The organism is Leptospira interrogans (assembly GCF_900156205.1).
Classification (GTDB): Bacteria; Spirochaetota; Leptospiria; order Leptospirales; family Leptospiraceae; genus Leptospira; species Leptospira interrogans.
In genome coordinates this window covers 36801-60941 of sequence record NZ_FTNA01000023.1, presented here as the reverse complement: position 1 = coordinate 60941, position 24141 = coordinate 36801, and the positions used below count along the sequence as shown (strand labels likewise).

The following is a 24141-nucleotide window of genomic DNA, read 5'->3' as shown; positions in this document are numbered from 1 at the left end:
GTATTTAGGTTTGGAACCACGACAGGCGGGGCGTATAACGCGCTATAGGTACACAATAGTATTACGGTAATTATATGCTTTAAAATGCCTATTTTCATTGTTACACCCTTATATGTTATATTTTTCAATGATTTCACTTTTTTAGTGCCTTAACCAAATTCTTGTTTTCAAAGTTTCACCTTGTTTTTTTCTATGTATGGTTCGGCAAATTACAAATGATCCAATTGTTTATAAATAAAACTATTTGTGATTTTATACGTTAAATATATTCACAAAATGTAACATCTGACTTTTTTTGGATTTTGTCTACTTTATTTTTAGGCACTGTTTAAAAACTGATGAGAAGTAATTTTAAAAACGGATAGTTAAAAAAATTAGCGAATGTATATAGCACCAAATGTCGATTCTCTGTTTTACTGATTCCTATAAAAATAATCGCTTAACGTAAGTTCGGTGTAAGAAATTCATTTCCAGTGTTTGAACAAAGTCTTCATCTGAATCAAGTGGTCCTCTTAAAATTTTCTTAAGCTTAGAAATGCCGTTATAAATACTTCCATTTTTTCTTAAAAGAAATGAAATCTGTATTTTGCAGATCGATTTCTAAAATTGTGGGAACTACTGCAAATTCCAATTACAGAAAATGGATCTTTAAAAATTCATAATGCGACTTAATTTGTGGGAACTACTGCAAATCGTAGTTTTACGGTAAAAACTTGAAATGTGGGAACTATTACAAATTCCAATTACAGAAAATGGATCTTTAAAAATCCATAATGCGACTTAATTTGTGGGAACTACTGCAAAATTTAGAAATTACAGCTTTAGCACTTCGTTATAAATTACTTTTTCTGGTTCGCCTACACCAAATACACGTTAAATTATGCAATGTTATAATTCCCGTAGGAACTCCAACAGTTTATTATAAATTTCTAAATAATCATAATTAAAGTTCTAAAACAAGTTCTGATATTTTTTCTAAGTTACCAAAAAAATCACAATCTACAGACAAATCAAAGTATCGATGTATAATTTAAAAAAAATAAACTTAAATCCAATTGACTCAATAAAAACCTAAAGTAACGTGAGTTCGACGTAAAAAAATCAGGGCGAATCCGGCTTGCCTACGGCAAGCCGGACCGGCTCTCAGCTCTGGTCAAGTTATTATGTATCACAGTTATACATTCAATTTTTTTAATTTCAATAACTTGATCCTAAAATGCGACCCTTAGGAAAGCGTTTTGCTGAGTTCATTCATCGACCCCTTTCGCGTTAGTTACATCAAATTCACTTTGAAATAAACCATGACCGAAGTCAACAATCCACACGATCGATTGATCCGAGAAACGTTCCAGGATAAAAAAGAAGCCGCCATATTTTTTAAAAACACATTATCACCAGAAGTAGTGAAATTACTGGATCTAGAAAAATTAGAACTCTCCGAATCCAGTTTTATTTCAGAAGAACTCAAACAAGAACAAACCGATCTATTGTTTCAAATTCCTCTCAAATCTGGAAACAAAACCAATGTATATTTACTCTTCGAACATAAAAGTTATTTAGATAACTCTATCTATATACAACTACTCGGATATCTTACAGAAATCTATCGAAACCAACATAGAAACGGAGAACCCATTTCCGTTGTAATTCCATTCGTTTTTTATCACGGTGAAAAAGAATGGAAATTGGGGAGTCGATTGTTAGATCAGTTCGTTTTAACAAATCAAGAAGTTGATATTTTAAAAGACTTTATCCCCAATTTTAAAATAGACTTGTTCGATCTAAAAGAAATAGAATTGAAAGATAAATTAGAAAGTATTACGTTTCAAGTTACTCTGGGAGTCGTTCAAAAGATTCGAGAGGGCGACTTAGAATTTATCTCTCATTTACCTGGACTTTTTTCTTTGTTACAGGCAATCGAAGAAGAGTCGAAAAAGGTTGCAATCTTAAGAAAACTGTTATTGTATATCTATTGGGCTCGGGATTTAAAACCCACGGAACTGAATGTAGTTTTACAAAGATCTAAATTGGAACAATACGAGGAATTAGCAATGACTACTGCAGAAAGACTGATTTCAGAAGGTATGCAAAGAGGTATCGAAAAGGGAAAGTTAGAAGACGCCAGTAAAATGCTTTCAAAGGGGATCGACCTAAAAACAGTTTTAGAAATTACTGGGCTTTCCGAAAAAACACTGAAAGATCATGGAATCCTATAAAATCGATTCTAAAAAAATAGAAGGATTTTGCGCGAAACAGTCTTACTGATATCTGTACAATGATTCTGGATAAATCGCCGCTTAGAAGCTAAATTTTAGACAACCTATTATTATGTAATTCTCAGTAATATATTACTTTTTGAATATTCAACTTTACTGAAACGTTTTCCACAAAAAAAACCTAGAAAATTTTACCAATTATTACCTTCTAAATAATCAAAACCGAATCTGCATTCCTATACTAATAAAAGGATAGTATTTAACCTTTCCGCCGATCGCTGTAGATTCTATATAATTGGAATTATAAACCGGGGTGGGGTTACTGGGAGTCGTAAACCCAGTCAAAGGATTGGTAAATGCACTTCTCGAATAAGGACCGAAATTATTGTATGTTTGACTAATCTGATTTCTATTACCAAAAAAATTAATCAACTCAATGTAAGTATTCACATAACCCCATTGATAGTTCATAAAACGATCGATCCGAATATCCAATTGATGAAAGTCCGGCCATCTACCAGAATTATAATATTCTGAATAGGTTGGATTATAAAGATTGATACCCGTAGATGCAAGACCCGAAGCTTTAGAAGAATCCACGATAGGAGTAATCGGAACATTGGTAAGATACGTATACTTACTACCGATCTGCCAACTCTGGCCGAACTTCCAAGCAAAAACAACGTTCAAAATATGAGTTCGATCGTAGTCGTATAACAAAAGTTTATCGTTATCTACTAAAAGTTCCCATTTACCATCGTCGTAATAATTGAGATAATTACCACCCTCGTGAATCTGATACTGAAGTCTATGATCTCTATTATCTCTGGTTCTTTGATTTTCCTCGTCATCCGTAAGTTGGGGTTGATGATTATTTCTTTTCGAAACTGAATTGGTATACGAAATCCAACCGAAAAATCTACGTCCGGGGCCTTGATTGGCTTTTAAAAACAACTCAACTCCTCTGGAATATCCGTCCCTAGAATTGGAATAATTCATATTTCTAACAATCAAAGGATTTTCTTGAACGTCATCAGGATGATTTATGATATCTCGTTTTTCGTTGTTAGGTTGATATGGATCTTGGACATACGAATCTGGGGTTACAAGATTAGAATATTGATTATGAAAACCCTCCACTTTGATCAGATAATCAGAAGTAATTCTTTGTTCAATACCACCGGAAGAATGAATCGAATGTTCCATCTTTAAATTAGGATTTCCAGATCTGGAAGAAAATTGTTCAATCTGAAGTGGAGCGTTATAGTGTTCTCCCGTTCCTGCCAAAAATTTTGTAGCAGTCTTAAGAATTTCGTATTCAGCCCTACCTCGAAATGAGTCCTTTTTTTCATGTGCTTTATCATAATAATCGTGTCTATATCCGGGAAGAATGCTAAATCCTCCGATCTTAAATTCCATTTCCGCAAAAGCCGCAATTTCTCTCGTATGAATAGAATCCCCTTCAATCAAAGCCCTAAACTGACGATTAGAATCCAACAAACTGTTAAAAAAATCTAAAAACGTAGAGTTTGAAGATTTAATGTCTTCACCTTGAAGTTGAATCGTCTTATCCCTAAACTGACCTCCAAATCGGAACGTTAGATGTCTTTCGATCAAATTGATTCTAGTATTGTTTTCCAAAAAATTAATATTTTGAGTAGTAACGTTCTGAAGTTCAAAAATCTGTTCTGCAGTTAGAGGATTTTTAAAATCTACTTCGAAAAATTCTTTAAAGTAATTATTCGAAATGGAAATGGAAGTTTCCAACCAAGATTTATTATTGTAAGTATATCTAAAACCGCTCGTTCTAAACAATCTATCCAAGCCCACAGGAGGACGACCCGAAGCCGCTCCCTGCAGACCAAAAAATTCTTTTTTACTGTTTTCAAAATCGTCTTGTGCTTTTGTATATTTCTGTTTGTCCCTGGCGCCAAATAACAAAACGTTAAAAGTATGATTGGTTCCGGGTTTCCAATTGAACTTAGCCTGATAGTCTTCGTAATCCGCATACTTAGCATCTTGAGGGATACCGTCCGGATATAATTTCAAGAGAGTCACGTTCGGATAAGACTTTCTAGCGGAAACGATCGCATATAAATTTTCGGAGATTTTATTTTGATGATAAACGTCAGAAAGAAACGTATTTAAGTTTATAACGGAAGACGTTTTAGCCACCGTATCCGGAGTTTTAATGTCTATAATTCCACCAGTCGCAAAACCGAACTGGACAGGAAAAGCCCCAGAATAAACATTAAATGATTTTATAATATTATTATTTAGTACAGAAGACTGATCTCCCAAGTGATACGGATAAGACATAGGAAAACCATCTAGATAATAACCGTTTGCTAAGGTTCCACCCCCTCTCATCACCAAAAACCCACGTTCGCTGTTGGAATACGGATTAGAGTTCCCTACGCTGTTTACTAAATTGTTAAACGAAGAAGAAGAAAGTCCAATCGGAGGAACCGCCGTAATTCCAGGAAGAGTCTGAATCGCTTTGAGTGCGTCGTTCTGAGCTCCGGGTAATCTTTGAATTTCCTCTTGTTGAAGAGTGTATCTGGAAAGAGATTCTAAATCTTTTTCACCGTAAACGTTGATCTCTCCAAGAGCAGGTTTTCGTATAAAAATAAATTTTTTCTCACCATCGTGTTCTACGGTTATGTTTTTTTTAAAAACTTTTTCCGAAGTCATGATTCTTAAATTGTAAGAACCGGGAGCAGGAAAGTTCACCTTTATAGAACCTTCTCCGCTTGTAATCAGATACTTTCCAATTTCTTGAAATACGACTGGAGTGTTGGAAATCGCGTGGTTCCCGGTTTCATCCAAAATAACCACTTCTACCCGAATGGACTTTTGAGCAAATAAAGTAGAATGACAAAACAAAATCCCAACTATAAAAAGACCGCTCCAAAATCGATTGAAACACAAAATTAAAAAAAGAAACCAATCTCGATAACGCTGTATATTAAAAATATTTACTTTTCTAATAAACCAGATTGGAAATCGCAACAGAATATTTTTGAAATACAAATATAAAAAAATAAAACAGAATGAACGAAAGTGAATCAAAATAGAAACGATTTTACCCATCCATAACTTACATAAAAATTCTTTGTATTCTTTCATATTCGTTCCGGAAGTTTCAAAAAAAAGGGAAGGATTTGTTTTTCAATCTATAAATTTTTACTAAAGAAAGAAAAAGTTAAACTACACAATTACTGCTTCTACACAGATACCACAATTTTGAGATAAATCTAAGATTTAGATGTGAAATTTTAAACCCTCTATTTAGAGCGTATCCAAAAACTGGAACAAAACCTTACAACTTGGCCTTTCTAATAAAGTGAATTAGGTTTTAGGACGCCTATTAACGTAAATTCGATATAACTAATATAAAAGTGATTATTATATTACAACCTAACACTGCGATTCGGTAAAGAACCTAGTTTTTATGGATTAAGTTTTATTCACTCAAATTTTCTTACGCCGAATTCACGTTAATTTAATAGAGCAACCATGGGATAATTTATAGTCTCGTTAAATTTGTCTCGTAATCTTCGCTTTCATTTGAAATCGTTAACTTTGTCTACTCAATCAAGTCTTTGCTCGTAAGTTAATATTATCTTTAACGTTTCGACCTGAACTAATATCATATTCCTATGACCTTTTTTATTTCCTTTCCTCGTAATTGGTTTTATTCTATTTTTTATTGGGAAAAATCGATTAGAAAGACAACCTAGTAAAATAAAGTTTTAAATAATTATGATTCTTGTATTGATTTGGCCGTTCATATTGTGACTGATCAATATTAGAATTGTTGAAAAATTAATTTTCCATTGATTTCTATTTCATGGAAACGGTCGATTGAGGCGTTTTGTTAATTGTTGCTATGGAATTTTTCAACAACTCTATTATACATTTAGAGATGTTTTTTGGGAGGATTGATCATAGCTGGATTTTCTTTTTACATATATTTAGAAGTATTCGTTTGTAAAATTTTCCGAAAATAAAAAATATTTCTGACTTTTCTTTTTGGATTTTATTCCAAGTTTTTTAATCATTTATTTAAAACCTGCTTCCATTTATGATCCCGATTTTTCATAAAAATCTGTCCCCATCGAACGATTCATAAAGAGCAAGATGTTAAGTTGTCCTCGCTACGACTCGAAAACTCAGCGAATGCCTCTCTACGAATCGACATTCAGAAGTGAGATGTTAAGTTTCTTTTGAGGCAAACTCTAATGTAATTCTTGATTAAAATAAAATCATCAAAGTCTTCGCTTCAAATTCCCAACTATCAAAAACTCATTCAGTCAAAGAAGATTCGCTTTTACCTTCACTTTCAAAATCGATTTCACAGTTAGGAAGTAGCTCTTGAATTTTCTGTTTTTCTTTTAATGAAAAAGAGTTCGAATACAACCGCAGCACTTGTAAATTTTGAAGTAATAGAATTTCTTTGGGAAGGGTCTTGAGTTGGTCCCCACTCAAACGCAACCATTTTAGGCTCTGTTGCTGCCTAATTTCTTTCGGAAAAATTGTAAATCGATTATGATCTAAATTCAATGCTTCTAACTTTTGAAGTTGTCCTATTTCTTTTGGAAGGGACGTAAATTGATTACCAGCTAAATCCAATCTTTCTAAATTTTGAAGTTGTCCTATTTCTTTTGGAAGGGACGTAAGTTGATTACCAGCCAAGTTTAATACACGTAAATTTTGAAGTTGTCCAATTTCTTTCGGAAGAGACGTAAATTGATTACCATCTAAATCCAATCTTTCTAAATTTTGAAGTTGTCCTATTTCTTTTGGAAGGGACGTAAATTGATTACCAGCCAAGTTTAATACACGTAACTTTTGAAGTTGTCCAATTTCTTTCGGAAGAGACGTAAGTTGATTACCATCTAAATTCAATTTTTCTAAATTTTGAAATAACCCAATTACCCTTGGAAGAGATTCGAGTTCATGCAAACCCATACTTATACGCGTATTCATACTCATCTCAAGAATTAAAACGTCCAAAGGGTTATCAAGAGCATCCTGCAAATTATGATACGTTTTTGTCATTTTCAGACTACAGTACAAAGACAAGATCAATCCAATGCTAACAAATATAAAGTGGCACTTCATAAAAATTTCTCCGCTTTTCTTTCCAACCACAATCAAAATTGTGAAAGCGAAGTATATTCATATTCCCAATTTTTGGAGTTGTTTAAAAACAGTTTTAAAAAATGTAAAAGCTTCAAACGGTTTTTTAATTTGTGTTTACAAAACTTATGTAAGAGAAAAGACAATTATCATTTTATAGGATGAAATAAAAAGAAAGGCGGAGTTATAGAGATAGATGAATATAAATTAAAAGCTGATACATAAGCAAGATTCAAATTCTCATAGAATGGTAAGTTGTATAAAATCTAAATTGCAAACCATAAAAATTTAAATCTCGTGCCAATCGGACTAGAAAAAATAAGAATAACAATGAATTTACACATCAATTACAAGAGAAATAAGAAAATAAATCTTGCACATTTTAATCCTTCTGTTTTTTTCATTCGAAATTTATTAAGCATCCCGGATACTCCTAGAAAGCCTTTAGTGTTCCGATAAATTTCAAAAAACGAGATAACAAAAGCGAAATGTCAGCTTTTTACAAAATAGAAATGAACGATCTAAATACATTTCGTTGAACTTTAATCATAAAAGTAGAAAAAAACATTCTTTATAATACAAAATGAAATCAATATCTTTATCAATCCAAATAGGCACAACACCATGAAACACTATCTCACTTTCAGCGAAGGAACTTCCAATAAATTCTGGCAAATAGAAACAGAAGGGAATTCATTTACAGTCACTTACGGCAAAATCGGAACTAGCGGGCAAATACAAACTAAAACCTTTGACAGCGAGGAAAAATGTCTGAAAGAAGCACAGAAGCTTCTGAGCGAAAAGTTAAAGAAAGGGTATCAAAATTCTGGAGAAGAAACAACTACAACTTCTCCCAAACCAACTCAGACTCAATCAGTTTCAAAAGCCAAAACTCCAAGCACAAATGAAAATGAAGCCGCGTCTAAAACATCTTCGGAAAACGAGACAACGGCCCAATCATCCAGCAAAACAATACAATCAGAAAACCACGCAGCAACCACACATTCAAAAAACAGCATAAATAAAATTGAAACAAAAAAACTAAAAAAACCGGTTCAAAAAACATTAGGATTTCCTAATGAAGACCTTAAAATCCTTTCTAACGTCGTTCCGGTTCATCCCAAAGAAGAACCAAAACCATTCGATCTCAAAAACAGAATAGAACAACTTTCCTCTTTAAAAAAAGGAAGCAATTGGTGGACCGTAGATTGGACAAACCAAAACATTCCTTTATTTATGAGTAAACCAGAAGCCCATTTCTGGTTTTTAGCCCTGACTTGTATGGAAGTTATAAATGGGTATGAAGAAAAGAAAACAAAACAAACTATCCAAAAACTTCAAAATTTCCTAAATTCTCAAACGATAGACGGAAACCTCACTCTTGAAAAAGCAATCAATCTTTTAGAACGACAAGAAGACACTTGGGAGGAAAAAAGAATCACTCCTCCTTCTTATATCGTACTTCCTTTTTATCATTTGTTCGGATTGGAAAAAGTAATTCATTTCTTGGCGACATACAATCACCCTCAAGCAATGAAACAACAGGATTCTACCAACGGAAGTTACTACGAAGGATTTGCCCGTCTATTGCCAATCTTAGACGAATCAGAAAGAAAACTTTGTAAAGAACTGATCAAACCTCATTTAAAACAAAAAGAATTAGAATACCAAGATATAATCTCTCCTTTTTTAATCGCCTTGGATTTAGGAATGAAGGAAGAATTATTGCCGATCGTAGAATCCTGGAAATCAAGAGAATCTTCAATAAGATATAGTTATTCCGAATATAGAAAAAATATTATATTCTTATTTCAAGATCCTGAAATAGTAAAACGGCAGATGCGTAAAATCGGACATTTGTTCAATTCTGTTGAGGAGTTAAAATGTTGGATTACAATTACCCAATATTCCGATTTAGAATGGGTGGCTCTATCCGTCAAAGCGGTGTTCAACGACTATAATAACGAAAAACATAAAGAAATGCTAAAGTTGTTTTTAGGAATCAAGGCACCCGAGGTAGCAAGACCACTTTTATATCTTTACGCACTTCCTAAATTGGCGGCCGAAACCAAAAATTGGTTTATAGAATGTCCTTATTTTGCAATCGAAGGACTCGTTCCCGCAGTATTAGACGAAGACAAAAAAATCTCCGAACTGGCGATCGAAATTCTACAATCCTTGTTCGCGAGAGGATACGGAGAGATAATCCTACAAGAAAAAGCAAAATATTCAGCAGAAATCCAGGAAAAAATCAAAAATGAAATCTTAGAAAATTCTACTTTTACTGCGGAGCCTTTTGACGACTCCACCACTCCTACATGGCTTTCGGATGCGATCAAAACCGTATCCAAAGGAAAAGCAATCTCTTGGGTCGTTCCCGAAGAACTTCCTCCGATTCTAATTCAAAAGAAAAAATTATCTCCTTCTCAAGTAGCCGCAGTACTAACCGAGTTAAAAGAAAAAGGACTCGAAGAAAGTTCTATTCTATTAAAAAGTTTAAAAGAACACTCAGAAACCACAAGCCTAGATAATTTCGTCTGGAAACTTTTTGAACTCTGGATTTCTTTAGGCGCATCCAGTAAAGACAAATGGGCGTTTACCGCCTTAGGTAAGTTAGGTGGAGATAGAATCGCTCTCAAACTCACTCCTATGATCAAAGTATGGCCGGGAGAATCCCAACACCAACGTGCGGTCTTAGGTTTAGAAATTTTAAAAACGATCGGTTCGGATACGGCCCTTATGCAGTTAAACGGAATCGCTCAAAAAGTGAAATTCAAAGGCCTGAAAGATATGGCCAACACGTTTATGGAATCTATCGCCAAGAAAAAGGGGCTTAGAAAATCCGAATTAGAAGATCGTGTGGTTCCAGATTGTGGTTTGGACGAAGACGGTAAAAGGGAATTTAATTTCGGTCCACGAAAATTCCATTTTGTATTTGGTCCGGATATGAAGCCTATGATCAAAGACGAAGACGGAAAAATCAAAGACGATCTTCCCAAACCAAATTCAAAAGATGACTCAGACCTGGCAAACACTTCCGTAGAAGAATGGAAGTTAATGAAAAAACAAATCCGAGAAATCGGCAAAATCCATATACATAGAATGGAACAGGCAATGGTCACCGGAAGAAGATGGAAAGTAGAAGAATGGGAAATGCTCATCGCCAAACACCCATTAATGACACATATTGCCAAAACCCTACTTTGGTGGGTTTATTTTCCAGATCAAAATCAATCGATCAATGTATTTCGACTAACGGAAGAAAAAGACTACGCGGATATACATGATAATTCTTTAAACCTTCAAGGAGGAGCCTATATCGGAATCGTTCATCCATTGCTGCTTTCCCAAGAGGAAAAAAAATCCTGGGGACAATTGTTCAGCGATTATGAAATCATTTCTCCGTTTTCTCAAATTTCAAGACCGGTATACGTCCTTTCTGGGGAAGATAAAAACAAACAAGAAATACCCGGATTTACAAACCAAAAAGTAAAAGCGGAACAGCTAGTATTTGGACTCGAAAAAATGGGCTGGTCCAGAGGATCGGCAGGAGACGGAGGAGGAATCGACGAACACTCCATACAATTTCTTGGTGATGATGTAACAGCGGTTATACGATACGACGGAGACGATCTTTCCTACGGAAATATAGGTGGTCAGGATCTAGATTTAGAAGAAGCTTATTTTGTAAAGGGCCTCCGAGAACCTTCTTTTTCCGTAGGAAAGGAAACAAAACTAACTTTGGAAGAAATCAATCCGGTAGCTTTTAGCGAAACTCTACATAGTCTATTACAAGTTTCCGGATTTTCTTACCCAGCATCTAACGAAAATAGTTTGAAAGAAGCCAGAGAAACCTTACTCAAAAATCTACAAACACAGGAAAAGAAAGAAGAAGTATTCGATGAAGTCGACTACACCGAAATTTACAACGGATTTTCAACGGCTTGGAAAAAATTTCTTTCCAATGATCACCAAATCACAAGATCCAAAAATCACAAAAGCATCTCTAAAATTACAAAAATGTATATTAGAAGTTCCGATAAAATTACTTCTATCCAAGAACTTAAGTTTTTTACTAAATTAGAAGAACTAACGCTTAACGGGCCGGTAACAGATTCTTCTTTATTATCGGAATTAAAAAATCTGAAAAAAATCGAGCTCCAAAATTGGAACCTAAAAGATCTAAACGTTCTAAACTCCTGCACAAACTTAGAAAAAGTAGAACTTGTGGATATTCAAGGTTTTGAAACTGATTTCGACTGCAGTGGATTGTTAAACGAATCCAAAGCGACGATTCATTTAAATCTATCCGGAACCAAATTTGAACGTTTTCCAATTTCAGTGACCAGGTTTCAAAACCTAACCTCCCTTTCTTTAAGAGACTGTAAACTTTCGGAAGTTCCAGAAAGTATAGGCAATCTAAAACGACTCATCAATTTGTACTTGGATAAAAATCAACTGACCACATTGCCTACAAGTTTAGGAACCTTAGAACAACTAACCCAACTCCATATAGACTCAAATCCATTTACTACAATCCCGGATGCGGTGTTGTCTCTTAAAAATCTCAAAACTCTTTTAGCACGATGGAATCAGATTTCTACTTTACCAAATGAAATCGGAAATCTTACCTCTCTGGAAGATCTAAATTTACATGACAACCAACTTTCCAGTCTTCCAACAACGATTCAAAATCTAAGTTCTTTAACTAAGATCGGTTTATCAAAAAATAAGTTTTCAGAATTTCCGGAGCCAATTCTATATTTAAAAAATTTAAAACATCTAGACGTAGGCGAAAATAAAATTCGTCAGTTACCGGAAACGATCGGAAATTTAAGTAATTTAAAATCTCTAGATATAAAAGAGACTTGGATAGAATCTTTGCCGCAGAGTATCCAAAATCTGACTCAACTAGAAACTATCTACTTGCCAAAAGCCAAATTCAGAGACCTTCCGGATTTTTTGGCAAATATGGAATCTCTTAAAAAGATTAAATTTGAAAGCGAGGAATACAATCAACTCACAAAATGGTGTGAATTTGAATATTCAAAATATATAAAGCTTCTACACGGAGGAAAATATCCGGAGGCAAGAGATAAAATCACAAATTTGTTTACCACAAAGGGAGAGGATTTTTTAAAACTCAACCAATGGGAAGTAAAACTAAAAATCTCCGAAAGTTACTACCGTAAGGCCGAAGCCTTTGCAACCGTCGTATACGCATTAGCCACAATTCTAAAGGACGAGGAAATCTATTCCATTGCGTCCCAAATGACGGGGGACCAATACATCCACCCAGCTCTTCCGTTCAATAAAGCCTGTTACTTTGCGGTGACCGGTCAAAAGGAACCTATGCTCCAATCGATTCGAAAATCCGTCAAATTAGGAACAAAAGCGGATGAATTTACGAAGGAAAAGGATTTTGCTTCTTATTTAAAAGATCCTGACTTTTTGGAGGCAATCCGTAAAAATTAAAACTTTGTAGAGTCGGATCAGTGCGTGCCTCTGCGGGTATTACTTTGTAATCAAGCGCAGAGTCGCGCTCTCAGCTCTGGTCAAAAAATTGTATTCATTTTTTATAAAATTCATATATCGAAAGACAATTTTTTGACCCCGCTTCGATCGCTCACGCTTATAAAAACGGACAAACATTTGTTTAAACCAAGCGTGTTCAAAATAAATAATAATTTTAGAATATACTAAAATTATTATTTATTTATTTACAAAAGAGTTTTTGAAAAATTAATTCCGTCTGTTTCCGTTATATTAAAATGGACAATTGAAACAATTATGCAAATCTCTACTATGAAATTTTTCAACAACTCTAAAGTATAAAATCGATCTTTTGCAAAAGAAAGTAACCAGTTTGAGAATATAAAAAATGAGAGAAAAACAAAATACACTTTTAGACATACAAAAACCACCCGCAGAAACACTGTACTCCGAAGAGTTAGAGAGATTAAAAAAAAGGGACGAAACAAAACCTAAACCACCTGGTTGGAATCTTTCACCTCAAGCAGTCATTGACTTTGTGTTAGGCGATGTAAATTCGGGAATTTCTCCAAAATTCGTAGGAGAACGAAATTTTATAGAATGTTGTATTGTAGCCCTCGCCACCAATCGAGGGCTGATGTTAATCGGGGAACCTGGAACAGCTAAAAGTTATCTTAGCGAACTTTTGGCCGCTGCAATTTCTGGAGATTCTGCACTTACAATTCAAGGAAGCGCTGGAACGACAGAAGATCAAATTCGTTATTCTTGGAATTACGCATTGATGCTTTCAGAAGGACCATCCGAAAAATCTCTGGTTCCCGCCCCGATTTATGAAGGTATGAAGTTAGGAAAAATAGTTCGTTTTGAAGAACTTTCCCGTTGTCCTGGAGAAATTCAAGACACATTACTCTCCATCTTAAGCGATAGAGTTTTACACATACCAGAGTTAAACGGAGAAGAAAACGTGCTCTTTGCCAAACAAGGATTCAATATCATAGCAACCTCGAATACACGAGATAGAGGAACCAATGAGATGAGTTCCGCATTAAAACGAAGATTTAATTTTGAAACCGTAACACCTATCTCTAGTATTTCCGAAGAACAAGCATTAGTCGAAAGAGAAATGGAACGTTTACTAAAACAAGCAAACGTACCCGCAAAACTTCCTCAGGATTTAACAGAAGTACTTGTAACCTGTTTTCATGAATTAAGAAATTCTAAAACAATTTCCGGAAAGGCATTGGAACCACTTAGTTCCACGTTAAGCACTGCAGAAGCGGTCAGTGTAGGATTTTCGGCTGTTTTACACGCGTATTACTACGACGAAGGAAAAGTAAACGCAGGACATATCGTTTCTAACATGTTAGGTTCAGGTGTAAAAGATTCGATCGAAGACTTAAAAAAAATAAGACACTATTTTGATCAAGTGGCCGCATATCGAAATGAACACGCCTGGCCAGAGTTTTATCAGTCTAGAAAACTTTTGGACAGGAATTCTTGATAAATCATAAAAGTAGGATTTTTAGAGTAGTTCTCACAAATTACGTCCCATTGTAGGCAAATTCTTTATGATTAGTTTCTCCGATTTTATAGATAACTCAAGTTTTTTATACCAAATTACGGGTACAAATAGTTATTATGACTTCTAATATAACTTCCTATTTTTCGAATATTCTAAAAATTGAAATATAATTTAAAATGAATTCTATTTTTTTCTTCCCGATACGACATCACAGCGTTTCTGCTTCTCTCGCTCTTCAAAAATATATAAATGACTTACGTCCTTCTATAATTTTAATCGAAGGCCCTTATGATTTCAATCCAAAGTTAGAAGAATTATTTTTACCTCATACCCTACCGATCGCAATCTACAGCGTTATCAGAGACGAACAAGGGATTTCTAAAGGTGCATATTATCCTTTTTGCAATTACTCTCCAGAATGGATTGCTCTACAAACAGCCAAATCCCTAAAAATTCCTGCTCGTTTTATAGATCTTCCTTGGGCTGATTTATGTTCTATCAAAAGTGTTTCAGAAAAACCAAACGCTAAAACGTTACAACTGTATAACGACGAACCTTTTTGGAATAATAATTTCATTTTGGCACTTTGTAAAAAAATGGGAGTTTCTAATTTTCATGATCTATGGGACGAACTTTTCGAAATTAATCGCCTAACACAAATAGACGAATACAAAGAACAAGTGACCCTTTTTTGTAATTACGCTCGAAAAGAAAATAATCATTCCGAAGAAATCGTTCAAGCAAGAGAAGCATTTATGACACATCAGATTCGACTTGCACAAACACAATTTACGAGTCCGATTTTAGTAGTTACCGGAGGTTATCATTCTTATACACTCCAAGAAAAAATTTCCAAACCGCCCCAAACAGACGAATTATTTTGGGTCAATCAAAAAGAAAAATTTTATGACCGAGAAATTTCCCTAACTCCTTATTCCAACTCTAGATTAAACGCGACTAATGGTTATACTTCCGGAATACCAAGTCCAGGTTTTTATGATTTTGTCTGGGAAAGTTTTCAAAAACAAGAATCGTTTAATCATCGCCCACTGGTTCAAAAAATCCTAAGTGTATTTCGTAAAAAAGGATATAGAATTGCTTCCGCAGATAGGATCGCTTGCGAAACCATGAGTAGAGCCCTGGCCGATTTACGAGGTCACAAAAATATTTGGAAAAAAGATCTGATCGACGGCTTTCGTGCGACTATCATCAAAGATGAGATTGCAAGAGACGTTAGACACATCTTACTTGATTGTATTTCAGAAGTGATGGAAGGGGATCGCATCGGCCGTTTAGCAGAAGGAACATCTCTACCCCCAATCTTTTTTGACATAGAAACTACATTAAAAAAATTGAATCTTTTAGCAAAACGAGAAACTAGAATTTTAGAATTGAATTTGACGGATTTAGAACAAAGGGAACAAAGCAAAGTTTTACATCGTTTATATCTTTTAGAAATAGCCGGTTACACCTTTTTAGAAGGTACGGATATGATCTCTCGAAAAGATTTAGAAAAAATAAGAGAAAAATGGAACATCTCCATGAAAACGGAGTTTCATTCTTCTTGTATAGAAGCATCCCGTTACGGAGCTACACTTTCAGAAGCAGCAGCAGGAGTATTAAACCAACGTATCCGTTCAGAAATTGATCCTGAACTGGCAGCAGCCTGTCTCGTTGATGCAGCGTTAGCCGGTTTAGGTAAACATTTAACTTTTTTACTAAAACAATTTTCAGATATAATTCCGATTGCAGGCGATTTTCTGAAAATGTGTTCCGCGTTAAAGCATATTTCTTATTTATATAAATATGATGAAGTTATAATATTAGAAAATAGAAAAAGTTTAGAGGGAATTTTTAGAGAAAGTTATTTACGATGTCTCAATCTTTTGGATCGATTAGGAGCCACGTCCTCTGACGGCCTAAAATTAGCCCAAGGAGTTCAAACAATCGTACAGACGTATCAACATTTTGCCGAACCTTTAAAGTTATCCTTGGAAGAGATACGAGGTGTGTTCTCACGCTTGGGAATAGATTTAAAAATAGATTCTTTTGTACGCGGAGCTGTTTGTGGGGGGCTAAATTTAATCGACGAACAACCAATCTTAGATCAACTCAATTCATTTTATGATCCCATCGAACTTGGAGATTTTTTATCCGGATTTTTTTTAATTGCTCGAGAAACGGCCCAAAGAGATAAAACACTTTTAACTGCACTAAACATTAGAATATCAGAATTATCTCATTCTGAATTTTTAGAGGCCTTACCCGCCCTTCGTATGGCTTTTACTTTTTTTACTCCTAGAGAAAAGTATAAAATCGGCCAAAATTTATTTGAAATCATACAACCTCCCCTAGGTAAACTATCCGATTACGAGAATCAAGAAACGATCCTTAGAGCGATCGAATTTGAAAGAATCCTATTTGAAACCGCATTCAAATACGGAATTAGGACTACTTATTACGAAGACATATGAAAATGGAAAAATACAAATCGGAATTATTAAATGATCCACCAAAAACAAAGAAAAAATCAAGACACATTTTTTATGCTTCATTTTATGGATATAACTCAAATTAAAAAACTTTTTAATTATAAAAATACTATAATATTTAATATTTATTATATATGAAAAACGATCTTAGCACATTCATCCGATGGAAACTCATCCTTGGTAACGGTTCCGAACAATCTTTTGGAAACGAGACGTTTTCCGAAGAACAACAAAGAATGAACATCGCGATGGAATATCTATACGATAGAGAATACGGAGAAGACCGTAACATACGAACCGGAGGTTTAAGTGAATCTAATCTGACCGTACCTTTATGGATCAACGAAATACATGAACTGTTTCCTAAAAAAACGATAGAACGAATCGAAAAAGATGCATTAGAACGTTATCAAATAATGGAAATGGTAACCAACCCAGAACTTTTGAAACGGGCCTCTCCTAATACAACTCTTTTAAAAGCGGTGTTACACACCCAACATCTTATGAATCCGCAAGTATTAAGTTTGGCTCGAGAACTCGTTCGAAAAGTGATCGATGAATTGATGAAAAAATTAGAAACTACAATATTAACTTCTTTTCAAGGAATTAAAAATAGAAACCTACGTTCTTCTTTTAAGATTTATAAAAACTTCGACATCAAAAATACAATCCGCTCCAACTTAAAACACTACGATCTTAAATCTCAAAAGTTGGTTCTTCAAAAGCCATTGTTTCATTCCAGAACTCATCGTTCTATGGCAGAACGTTGGCATTTGATCATTTTAGTGGATCAATCCGGAAGTATGTTAGACAGTGTCATCCATTCTGCGGTTACAGCTTCTATCTTTTGGGGAATTAAATCGATTAAAACCAGTTTGATTTTATTTGATACCGAAGTCGTGGACGTTACCGACCATTGTTCTGATCCAGTAGAAACTCTCATGAAAGTGCAGTTAGGTGGTGGTACAGATATTGGCTCGGCGCTATTATACGCAGAAGGAAAAGTTGAAAATCCGCGCAGAACCATAATTATATTGATTAGCGATTTTTGCGAAGGGGCTCCTCCCTTCAAACTCATTTCCAATACTCATCACTTGGTAGAAAGCGGAGTAAAAGTGCTAGGATTAGCAGCGTTAGACGAAACTGCAAATCCTAGCTATGACAAGGAAATGGCAGAGAAACTCGTTAAAGTGGGAGCAGAAATAGCCGCGATGACTCCTGGGGAACTCGCCAATTGGGTGAGCGAAAAAATCAAGTAAGAATACAATGCGTCAAGACATTCTCTCCTTATCCCTACAAGAATTAGAAGTTCTAACGAGCAAAGGAACGGTCAACCGAGCCTTAAAGGATATAGAATCCGGAGCCAAAGGTAAATGGAAAGAAACCGAAGACGGCAACGTTGAAGTCGTTTGGGAAGATTCAGTTATATGTGTTTTACCCGGTTCCGTTCCAATTCAAGAGTCAAGTTGCACTTGTTCTTCTACGGGAGTTTGTAGACATATAATACGAACGATTGTCGCTTATCAAAAACGAAATATTTCAGACAAACCAAACCTCTCTTGGAATCCAGGAAGTATTAGCGATGAAAGTTTGCGTTCTTTTATTTCTGCTTCTTCGTTTACAAAAGCCAAATCCATTTTTAATTCCGGCATTGCCGTTGAACTGGATAGAACAGATGTTCCGGTTGCAAAAATTCACGGACTTGGAACCGTTCACTTTCCTGTCCCAAACGATATTCGATATGCTCGTGCAGATTGCAAAGGATCACTTGGTGAACAAATAATCGCTATCGCAGTATGGTCATTTCGTCTAACGCATTTAAAAAAAGAATTTGTTTCCACCAATATTCGAGAAACAAAAATTTCATCACATATAACGGATAGAGCCAATACAATTTTGAAAGAAATTATACAATACGGATTTCAAGGAGTTTCCGAACATTTAAAAGATAGATTGTTTCAATTGAAACGTTCCTGTTTAGAAGAAGGACTCTTATGGCCCTCGGAAATTTTATCTGGATTACAAGAAGAATATTCAAAATATCTTTTACATGATTCTTTGTTCGATCCGGATCAAGTTGTATATCTTTTAGGAGAATGGATCATACGAATGGACGCGTTAAAAGAAAATAAAGGCGCCATTCCTTCTTTAGTCATAAGCGGAGATACAAAAACGTATTCTTCCGAATTGATTGTTAGAAGTTTGATAGGATTGGGTTCTGGAATCAAAGTTTTACAAAAAGGTTTTGTAGTCCTTTCTTATTTTGCCGATCCTAAGTCCGATAAAATACTGTTATACGAATGTTCTTTCGAAAAGCATACGGAGGAACCGTTCCACTCAATCGGCAATTTTACCGTATTCAAGGGAATTCCACTTCACAATTTCGGGAAAAGTTCAATTGTCAGCTCTTCGATCAAAAAAACTACATCCGGTAAATTACAATTCAGTAATAAATTAACTTTAAATCCTCAAACATTTTTTTTTGAATCTCTAAGTGAAAGCATTCTTTCTAACAATTTTAACGAAACGATAAAAATACTTTTAGAAAAACCTCCTCGTCCTTTAGGCCCTCGTTGGGCGGCTGGTAATTTTTTCGTATTTAAAGTAGAACGTTTTACTCAACCTCATTTTGATAACATTTTACAACAAATAAATATAGAATTGGAAGATCAAAATGGAAACATCGCATACGTTCAGTTACCATATTATACCAGAGCATCAGACGGTATAGAAAATCTAAAACACGCGTTAGGCGATTCTCATTTACGTTACGTATGCGGAGTTGCAAACGTAGCTTCTGGTAGACTTTACATAAAACCGGTGTCATTTGTAATCGAACAAGGAGGTAATCGTACAATGTTACAACCTTACTTAGATTCAAAATCCCATTCCGACAAATCTAATTTTCAAACGCAAAATCAAGTTCGTTCGGAAACAGATTCTCTAAACAACTATATTACAGAATTAAGAACTACTATCTCCGAAGTATGCCTAATAGGTCTAAAACAATATGGAAAAATCAACCATTGGAAAAAACTAGTTCAACAATCCGAAAATCTAGGATTAAAAAAAATTTCAACTCTTTTAGAATCCATAATTGCATCAATACAATCTTCCAAAGATCCTAACGTTTCTCCCATTTTGATTTTGACTGCTCTACTTTGTCTTTCTAAAGAAATGGAACTTTTATCTCAAAAGTAAGTTCTGCAATTTATATAAGCTTTAGAAATCAAACATCGCCCTTTCAAGGGCGATGTTTTTGAAAAACTTACTGTTCTACACAGAGAAGATTTAGATTGGTATTACAAGCATGGTTATCAACGGTAAAAGCTCCTTCTGGAGTTATATCTGCTTGAAGTTCGGTTGTATTTCCAGCCTGTCCCGTAATAAGTCCGTCCGTAGAATTCCAATTATTACAGTTTGATAATGGCTCCCAAAGAAATCCAACGTTGTTTCCTAAACCGTTCCAAAAGAATTTTTGAGTTCCTGAATCAATTCCATTTTGAAGATTATCTATAACAATAGAATTTGCGTTTGTAGTAAAGGTAATTGTAGTGCCGTCGCTTCTACGGTATTGTTTGTTTGGATAAAGGACCCAATCTTTTTTATCTACTGATCCATCTAAAGCAGAAATAACTTGTCTTCCCGTTGGACCGTCGACAATCAAAGCCTTATAAGCTCCCGTTAAACTAGAAGATTTTGCAGCGGCACACTTTGCGTCTGCTCCAAAAATTCCACCTAAGTTTCCATTATAACCCGCCCCGTTATTGGTAGCGATAAAAGTTCTACAAAAAGAAGCATCCTTACAAGAAGTAACGACGGGAGTAGAAGTATTATTGGAAGAACCTAATGAATTGAGAAGGAAAAGAAGTAGTTCTGAATTATCTTCTTCTTTTTTATCCCCACACGAATAAAGAGTGCATACAACGGATCCGATAAGCAATGTTAGAAATATTGTTTTCAAAATTTTATTTCCTTGTTTTAAATTCATTCGTTTGCATTTATCCTTTCGAGTTTAGATTTAAAAACTTTTAACCTAAAAAGAAAATCAAACGAACTTAGAACTAAATAACAGATCCAGGTGAGTATTTCTCACCTTTTGGAAATAAATTTATGATCTATTGGAAAAAACTTTTTTAAGTTCTATCAGTAAAGTTTACAACAAAGACATTATATTATATCTTGAACAGATTTGTTTTATAAGATGCAGACTACATCTGGAAATAAAACTTTTTTTGACTTATCAGAGTAAAACCTTGTTTTATAAAAAATTCCCCATTTACAGCGCGTCCAAAAATCCTCAGAGCGATCCATAATGAGCAGTGCCATTGAGTTACCTTTGAAATAGGTTCTTATGAATTTTAAAAACGATACGTTATTGATTTATAAACAAACTTCATTAAATCATTTATTAGAAATTTATATATAATGAATTTATAATTTTCCTTTGGTTGTTAAAATGACTGTTTTATATAGATATTTGTTTCTTAAGTTGGATTTTATAGGAATTTTCTGCAAGTCTCCATTCAAAAAGCTTCAAAAGAAATCAACTTTAAATCTCTCTATAAACCCAATATGGTAGTTTCCACAGATTACTTACTCGGACATATCAGAACAACACTATCGTGAACTTGTTTTAAAAGTTAGAATGTGGGATCTACCACAAAAAAGCTTAAAATCTGGGTTAGGCCTAGTTTTTGAGAACCTTTGTATTCTTGCTGGAATTATGCGTTAATTTTAGTGTTATCTTCATGCACCCGAGTAGTAAGTCTCTTTACGCAGTTTCTGACTTTTTAAAAGTTTTTCACTCTTAAAAATTGCAAGAGTTTCCACATTTTCAAAGACTATTTAACGTAAATTCGACATAAAAAACCCATGATGCTGAAAAAAGTTGGAATCAGAACTTCATAGATTGATTTTTTAAATGTGGGAACTATTACAACTTTTAAAATAGAAATTTATAATAATTGAATATGTCGTATTCAAGCGTGGGAACTCACACAAAATTTAGGTTTGCCTGTAAAATGTGGGAACTATTACAAATCACGATTTTACGAACAAATTCTAAAATTATAGGAATTTATACTTTTAGAAAAATTTTTTCTCAGCCGAACTCATGTTAAACTGGGATTTAAATTTTAAAGATGGCTGCAAAAATCGGATTGGACGATGATTCTTTTGGTATTCATAGTAGTTCCCACATTTTTCAAAGTTTAACTGGTAAATCCACGATTTGTGAGAGTTCCCACATCTATTTTTTTACGAAAAAATTGACCTAGGATTTTCTTACGTTAATATAAGTTCGCTAAAACTCTATTACCGACTAATGCTACAAAAGTCTTTGATTCGAAAAATAATTTATTCAAGAACCAAATGTATAGCACCGTTTATACACATTTTATGACAAATATTGATTATTAATTTATTATAATATTTTATTTTACTATAATTTAGAATCTATCAAATTCTACCAAATTCTTTTTTCCAATACAAGATCCCTAAAAACACAAAACCAAACAAACAAAAGAACCCTTGCCAAGACTGTAATAAGAAAAAATACCCTAAAGAAAACATTCCAAAAAATAAAGCGACCGTTCCTAAAAGCCAAAGAAAGATTTTTTTATAAAAATCCTCGAGTCTTTTTTTATTATCTTCTCCTTTCCAAAATCCGATAGGATCAACTCTTTTTATAAAATCGTCTAACGTGTTTTGTGGAACCGGCGGGGTTAAAAACGTAACTAGGATCGAAACCGCAACAGAACCTATCGCAACCCAAAATAAAAGATATTCCGATCGAACATTTGGATAAGAAGGATACAAAATCATAGAAAGGATCAACGCGGTGATCATTCCGGAAAGTTCAGTCCAAGCGTTAGTCCTCCACCAAATCCATCTTAGTATTTGAGGTAATCCCATTCCGGAAGCAAATGCCAATAAAAATTTCCAAGCGTTCGCGATAGATTGAATCTGAGTGGCTACCAAAATGGCGATGATAGACATAGTAACTACTGCAATTCTACTCGCTTTCACCAAAGTTTTATCGTCCGCTTTTGGATGTACAAATCTCAAATAAAAATCGTTTACAAGATAACTCGCACCCCAATTGATATGAGTGTCAGCCGTAGACATAAAAGCGGCCATCAAACTCGCAAATACAATTCCCAAAATTCCATTGGGTAATATCAATTTCATTAAAATCGGATATCCCATTTCACGATCGCCGCCTACGATCCATCCTTCTGAAAAATATTTTGTCGGATCGTGCAAAGGAAACACAACTAACGTTACAAGTGCAGTTAATATCCAAGGCCAGGTGCGAACCATAAAATTGGCTATGTTAAACCAAAGAGATCCCTTTTCTGCTTCTTTTGGATTTTTTGCGGTGTGTATTCTTTGAGCCAAATACCCCGAACCATCAGAATAATACTGAGCCCACCATTGTACACTTATGAATATTAAAAAAACATTAATTGATAATGAAGCTTCTTGAAAGTCCGGCCAAAAACTCAAAATCGATTTGTGTTTGTCAGGATATAATTCTTCCATTTTTGAAAGTAATCCGGAAATTCCTCCCTGACTCGAAACCGCATATACCGCAAACAAAATTGCTCCACCCATTCCCAAAGCAAATTGAACAAGATCTGTCAGGATCACACCTTGGATCCCTCCCATGCTGCTATAAACGACTACCACTAAAAATAAAATCAAAACAGTAATCGTATTATTCAAAGAATCAAATATTAAAAAAGAAGGCCACACGTTTTGTATAATCGAAAACCGATCGGCACCGAGTAAATCTTTCCAATCTAAGAAAGGTCCAGTAATTTTGGACATCGCCTTAAACACCCATCCTAGTACAATCGAATTTACTAATATACTTAAATAGAATGCTTTGACCATTCTAAGTATAATTGCCGGTTTGCCTCCATAACGTAGCTCTACAAACTCAACGTCCGTTAAAACTTCCATCCTTCTCCACTTACCCGCAAAAAAAACGGTCATGGCCATATAACCGATCGCCCAACTCCACCAAAACCAGTTAGCCGAGATTCCGTCAGCCGCGATAAAACCGGTAATTACAAGAGGGGTATCCGCGGCGAACGTGGTCGCAACCATCGAAGTTCCGAGCCACCACCAAGGTAGTTTACGATCGGCTACAAAATAGGAAACGAGACTTTTACCCGCTTTTGGAGAAAGTAATATTCCCGCTGTAAACGCAAAGAATAGATACATAAATATAAAAAACCAATCTATAAAACTGAACATACTTTTT

10 protein-coding genes and 1 pseudogene are annotated in these 24141 nt (G+C 34.7%); 6 read left to right on the top strand and 5 right to left on the bottom strand.

Annotated elements, in window-relative coordinates:
- Positions 1–98 (bottom strand): annotated as a pseudogene (locus BW942_RS22255) (TIGR04388 family protein); the annotation flags it as partial.
- Positions 99–1301: 1203 nt separating this feature from the next.
- On the opposite strand from BW942_RS22255, the gene BW942_RS16160 reads away from it, so the two are divergent.
- Positions 1302–2216 carry an Rpn family recombination-promoting nuclease/putative transposase gene (locus BW942_RS16160; protein ID WP_000141246.1) on the top strand — a complete coding sequence of 305 codons (915 nt, stop codon included), beginning with the start codon at positions 1302–1304 and terminating at the stop codon, positions 2214–2216.
- A gap of 216 nt (positions 2217–2432) precedes the next feature.
- Here the strand turns inward: BW942_RS16160 and BW942_RS16155 are convergent, their stop codons facing one another.
- Both BW942_RS16155 and BW942_RS16150 read right to left on the bottom strand, forming a co-directional pair.
- Entirely contained in the window at positions 2433–5345 is a 2913-nt protein-coding gene (locus BW942_RS16155) for a TonB-dependent receptor plug domain-containing protein (RefSeq protein ID WP_000666312.1), read from the bottom strand.
- A 1179-nt stretch (positions 5346–6524) separates the two neighbouring features.
- A complete protein-coding gene (locus BW942_RS16150; protein WP_000169588.1) occupies positions 6525–7280 on the bottom strand; it encodes a leucine-rich repeat domain-containing protein in 756 nt (251 codons plus the stop codon).
- A 705-nt stretch (positions 7281–7985) separates the two neighbouring features.
- Here BW942_RS16150 and BW942_RS16140 point away from each other — a divergent pair.
- The 5 genes from BW942_RS16140 to BW942_RS16115 all read left to right on the top strand — a co-directional run bounded on the left by BW942_RS16140 (position 7986) and on the right by BW942_RS16115 (position 20069).
- Positions 7986–12836, top strand: a complete 4851-nt coding sequence (locus BW942_RS16140; protein ID WP_000683676.1) for a DUF4132 domain-containing protein — start codon at positions 7986–7988, stop codon at positions 12834–12836.
- Between the two features lie 406 nt (positions 12837–13242).
- The gene (locus BW942_RS16130; RefSeq protein WP_001208436.1) at positions 13243–14355 is read left to right on the top strand and encodes an AAA family ATPase; all 1113 of its coding nucleotides are present in this window, start codon (positions 13243–13245) and stop codon (positions 14353–14355) included.
- Positions 14356–14552: 197 nt separating this feature from the next.
- Positions 14553–16850, top strand: a complete 2298-nt coding sequence (locus BW942_RS16125) for a DUF5682 family protein (protein WP_001084346.1) — start codon at positions 14553–14555, stop codon at positions 16848–16850.
- A gap of 152 nt (positions 16851–17002) precedes the next feature.
- Positions 17003–18127 carry a vWA domain-containing protein gene (locus BW942_RS16120; protein WP_000786827.1) on the top strand — a complete coding sequence of 375 codons (1125 nt, stop codon included), beginning with the start codon at positions 17003–17005 and terminating at the stop codon, positions 18125–18127.
- 7 nt (positions 18128–18134) lie between these two features.
- The gene (locus BW942_RS16115; RefSeq protein ID WP_001248433.1) at positions 18135–20069 is read left to right on the top strand and encodes a hypothetical protein; all 1935 of its coding nucleotides are present in this window, start codon (positions 18135–18137) and stop codon (positions 20067–20069) included.
- A gap of 67 nt (positions 20070–20136) precedes the next feature.
- On the opposite strand, the gene lenA is transcribed toward BW942_RS16115, so the two are convergent.
- Complete coding sequence (gene lenA, locus BW942_RS16110; RefSeq protein ID WP_372510553.1) at positions 20137–20832, bottom strand: endostatin-like outer membrane protein LenA; 696 nt, start codon at positions 20830–20832, stop codon at positions 20137–20139.
- Positions 20833–22328: 1496 nt separating this feature from the next.
- Entirely contained in the window at positions 22329–24134 is a 1806-nt protein-coding gene (locus BW942_RS16090; protein WP_000490756.1) for a sodium:solute symporter family protein, read from the bottom strand.
- Positions 24135–24141 lie beyond the last annotated feature (7 nt).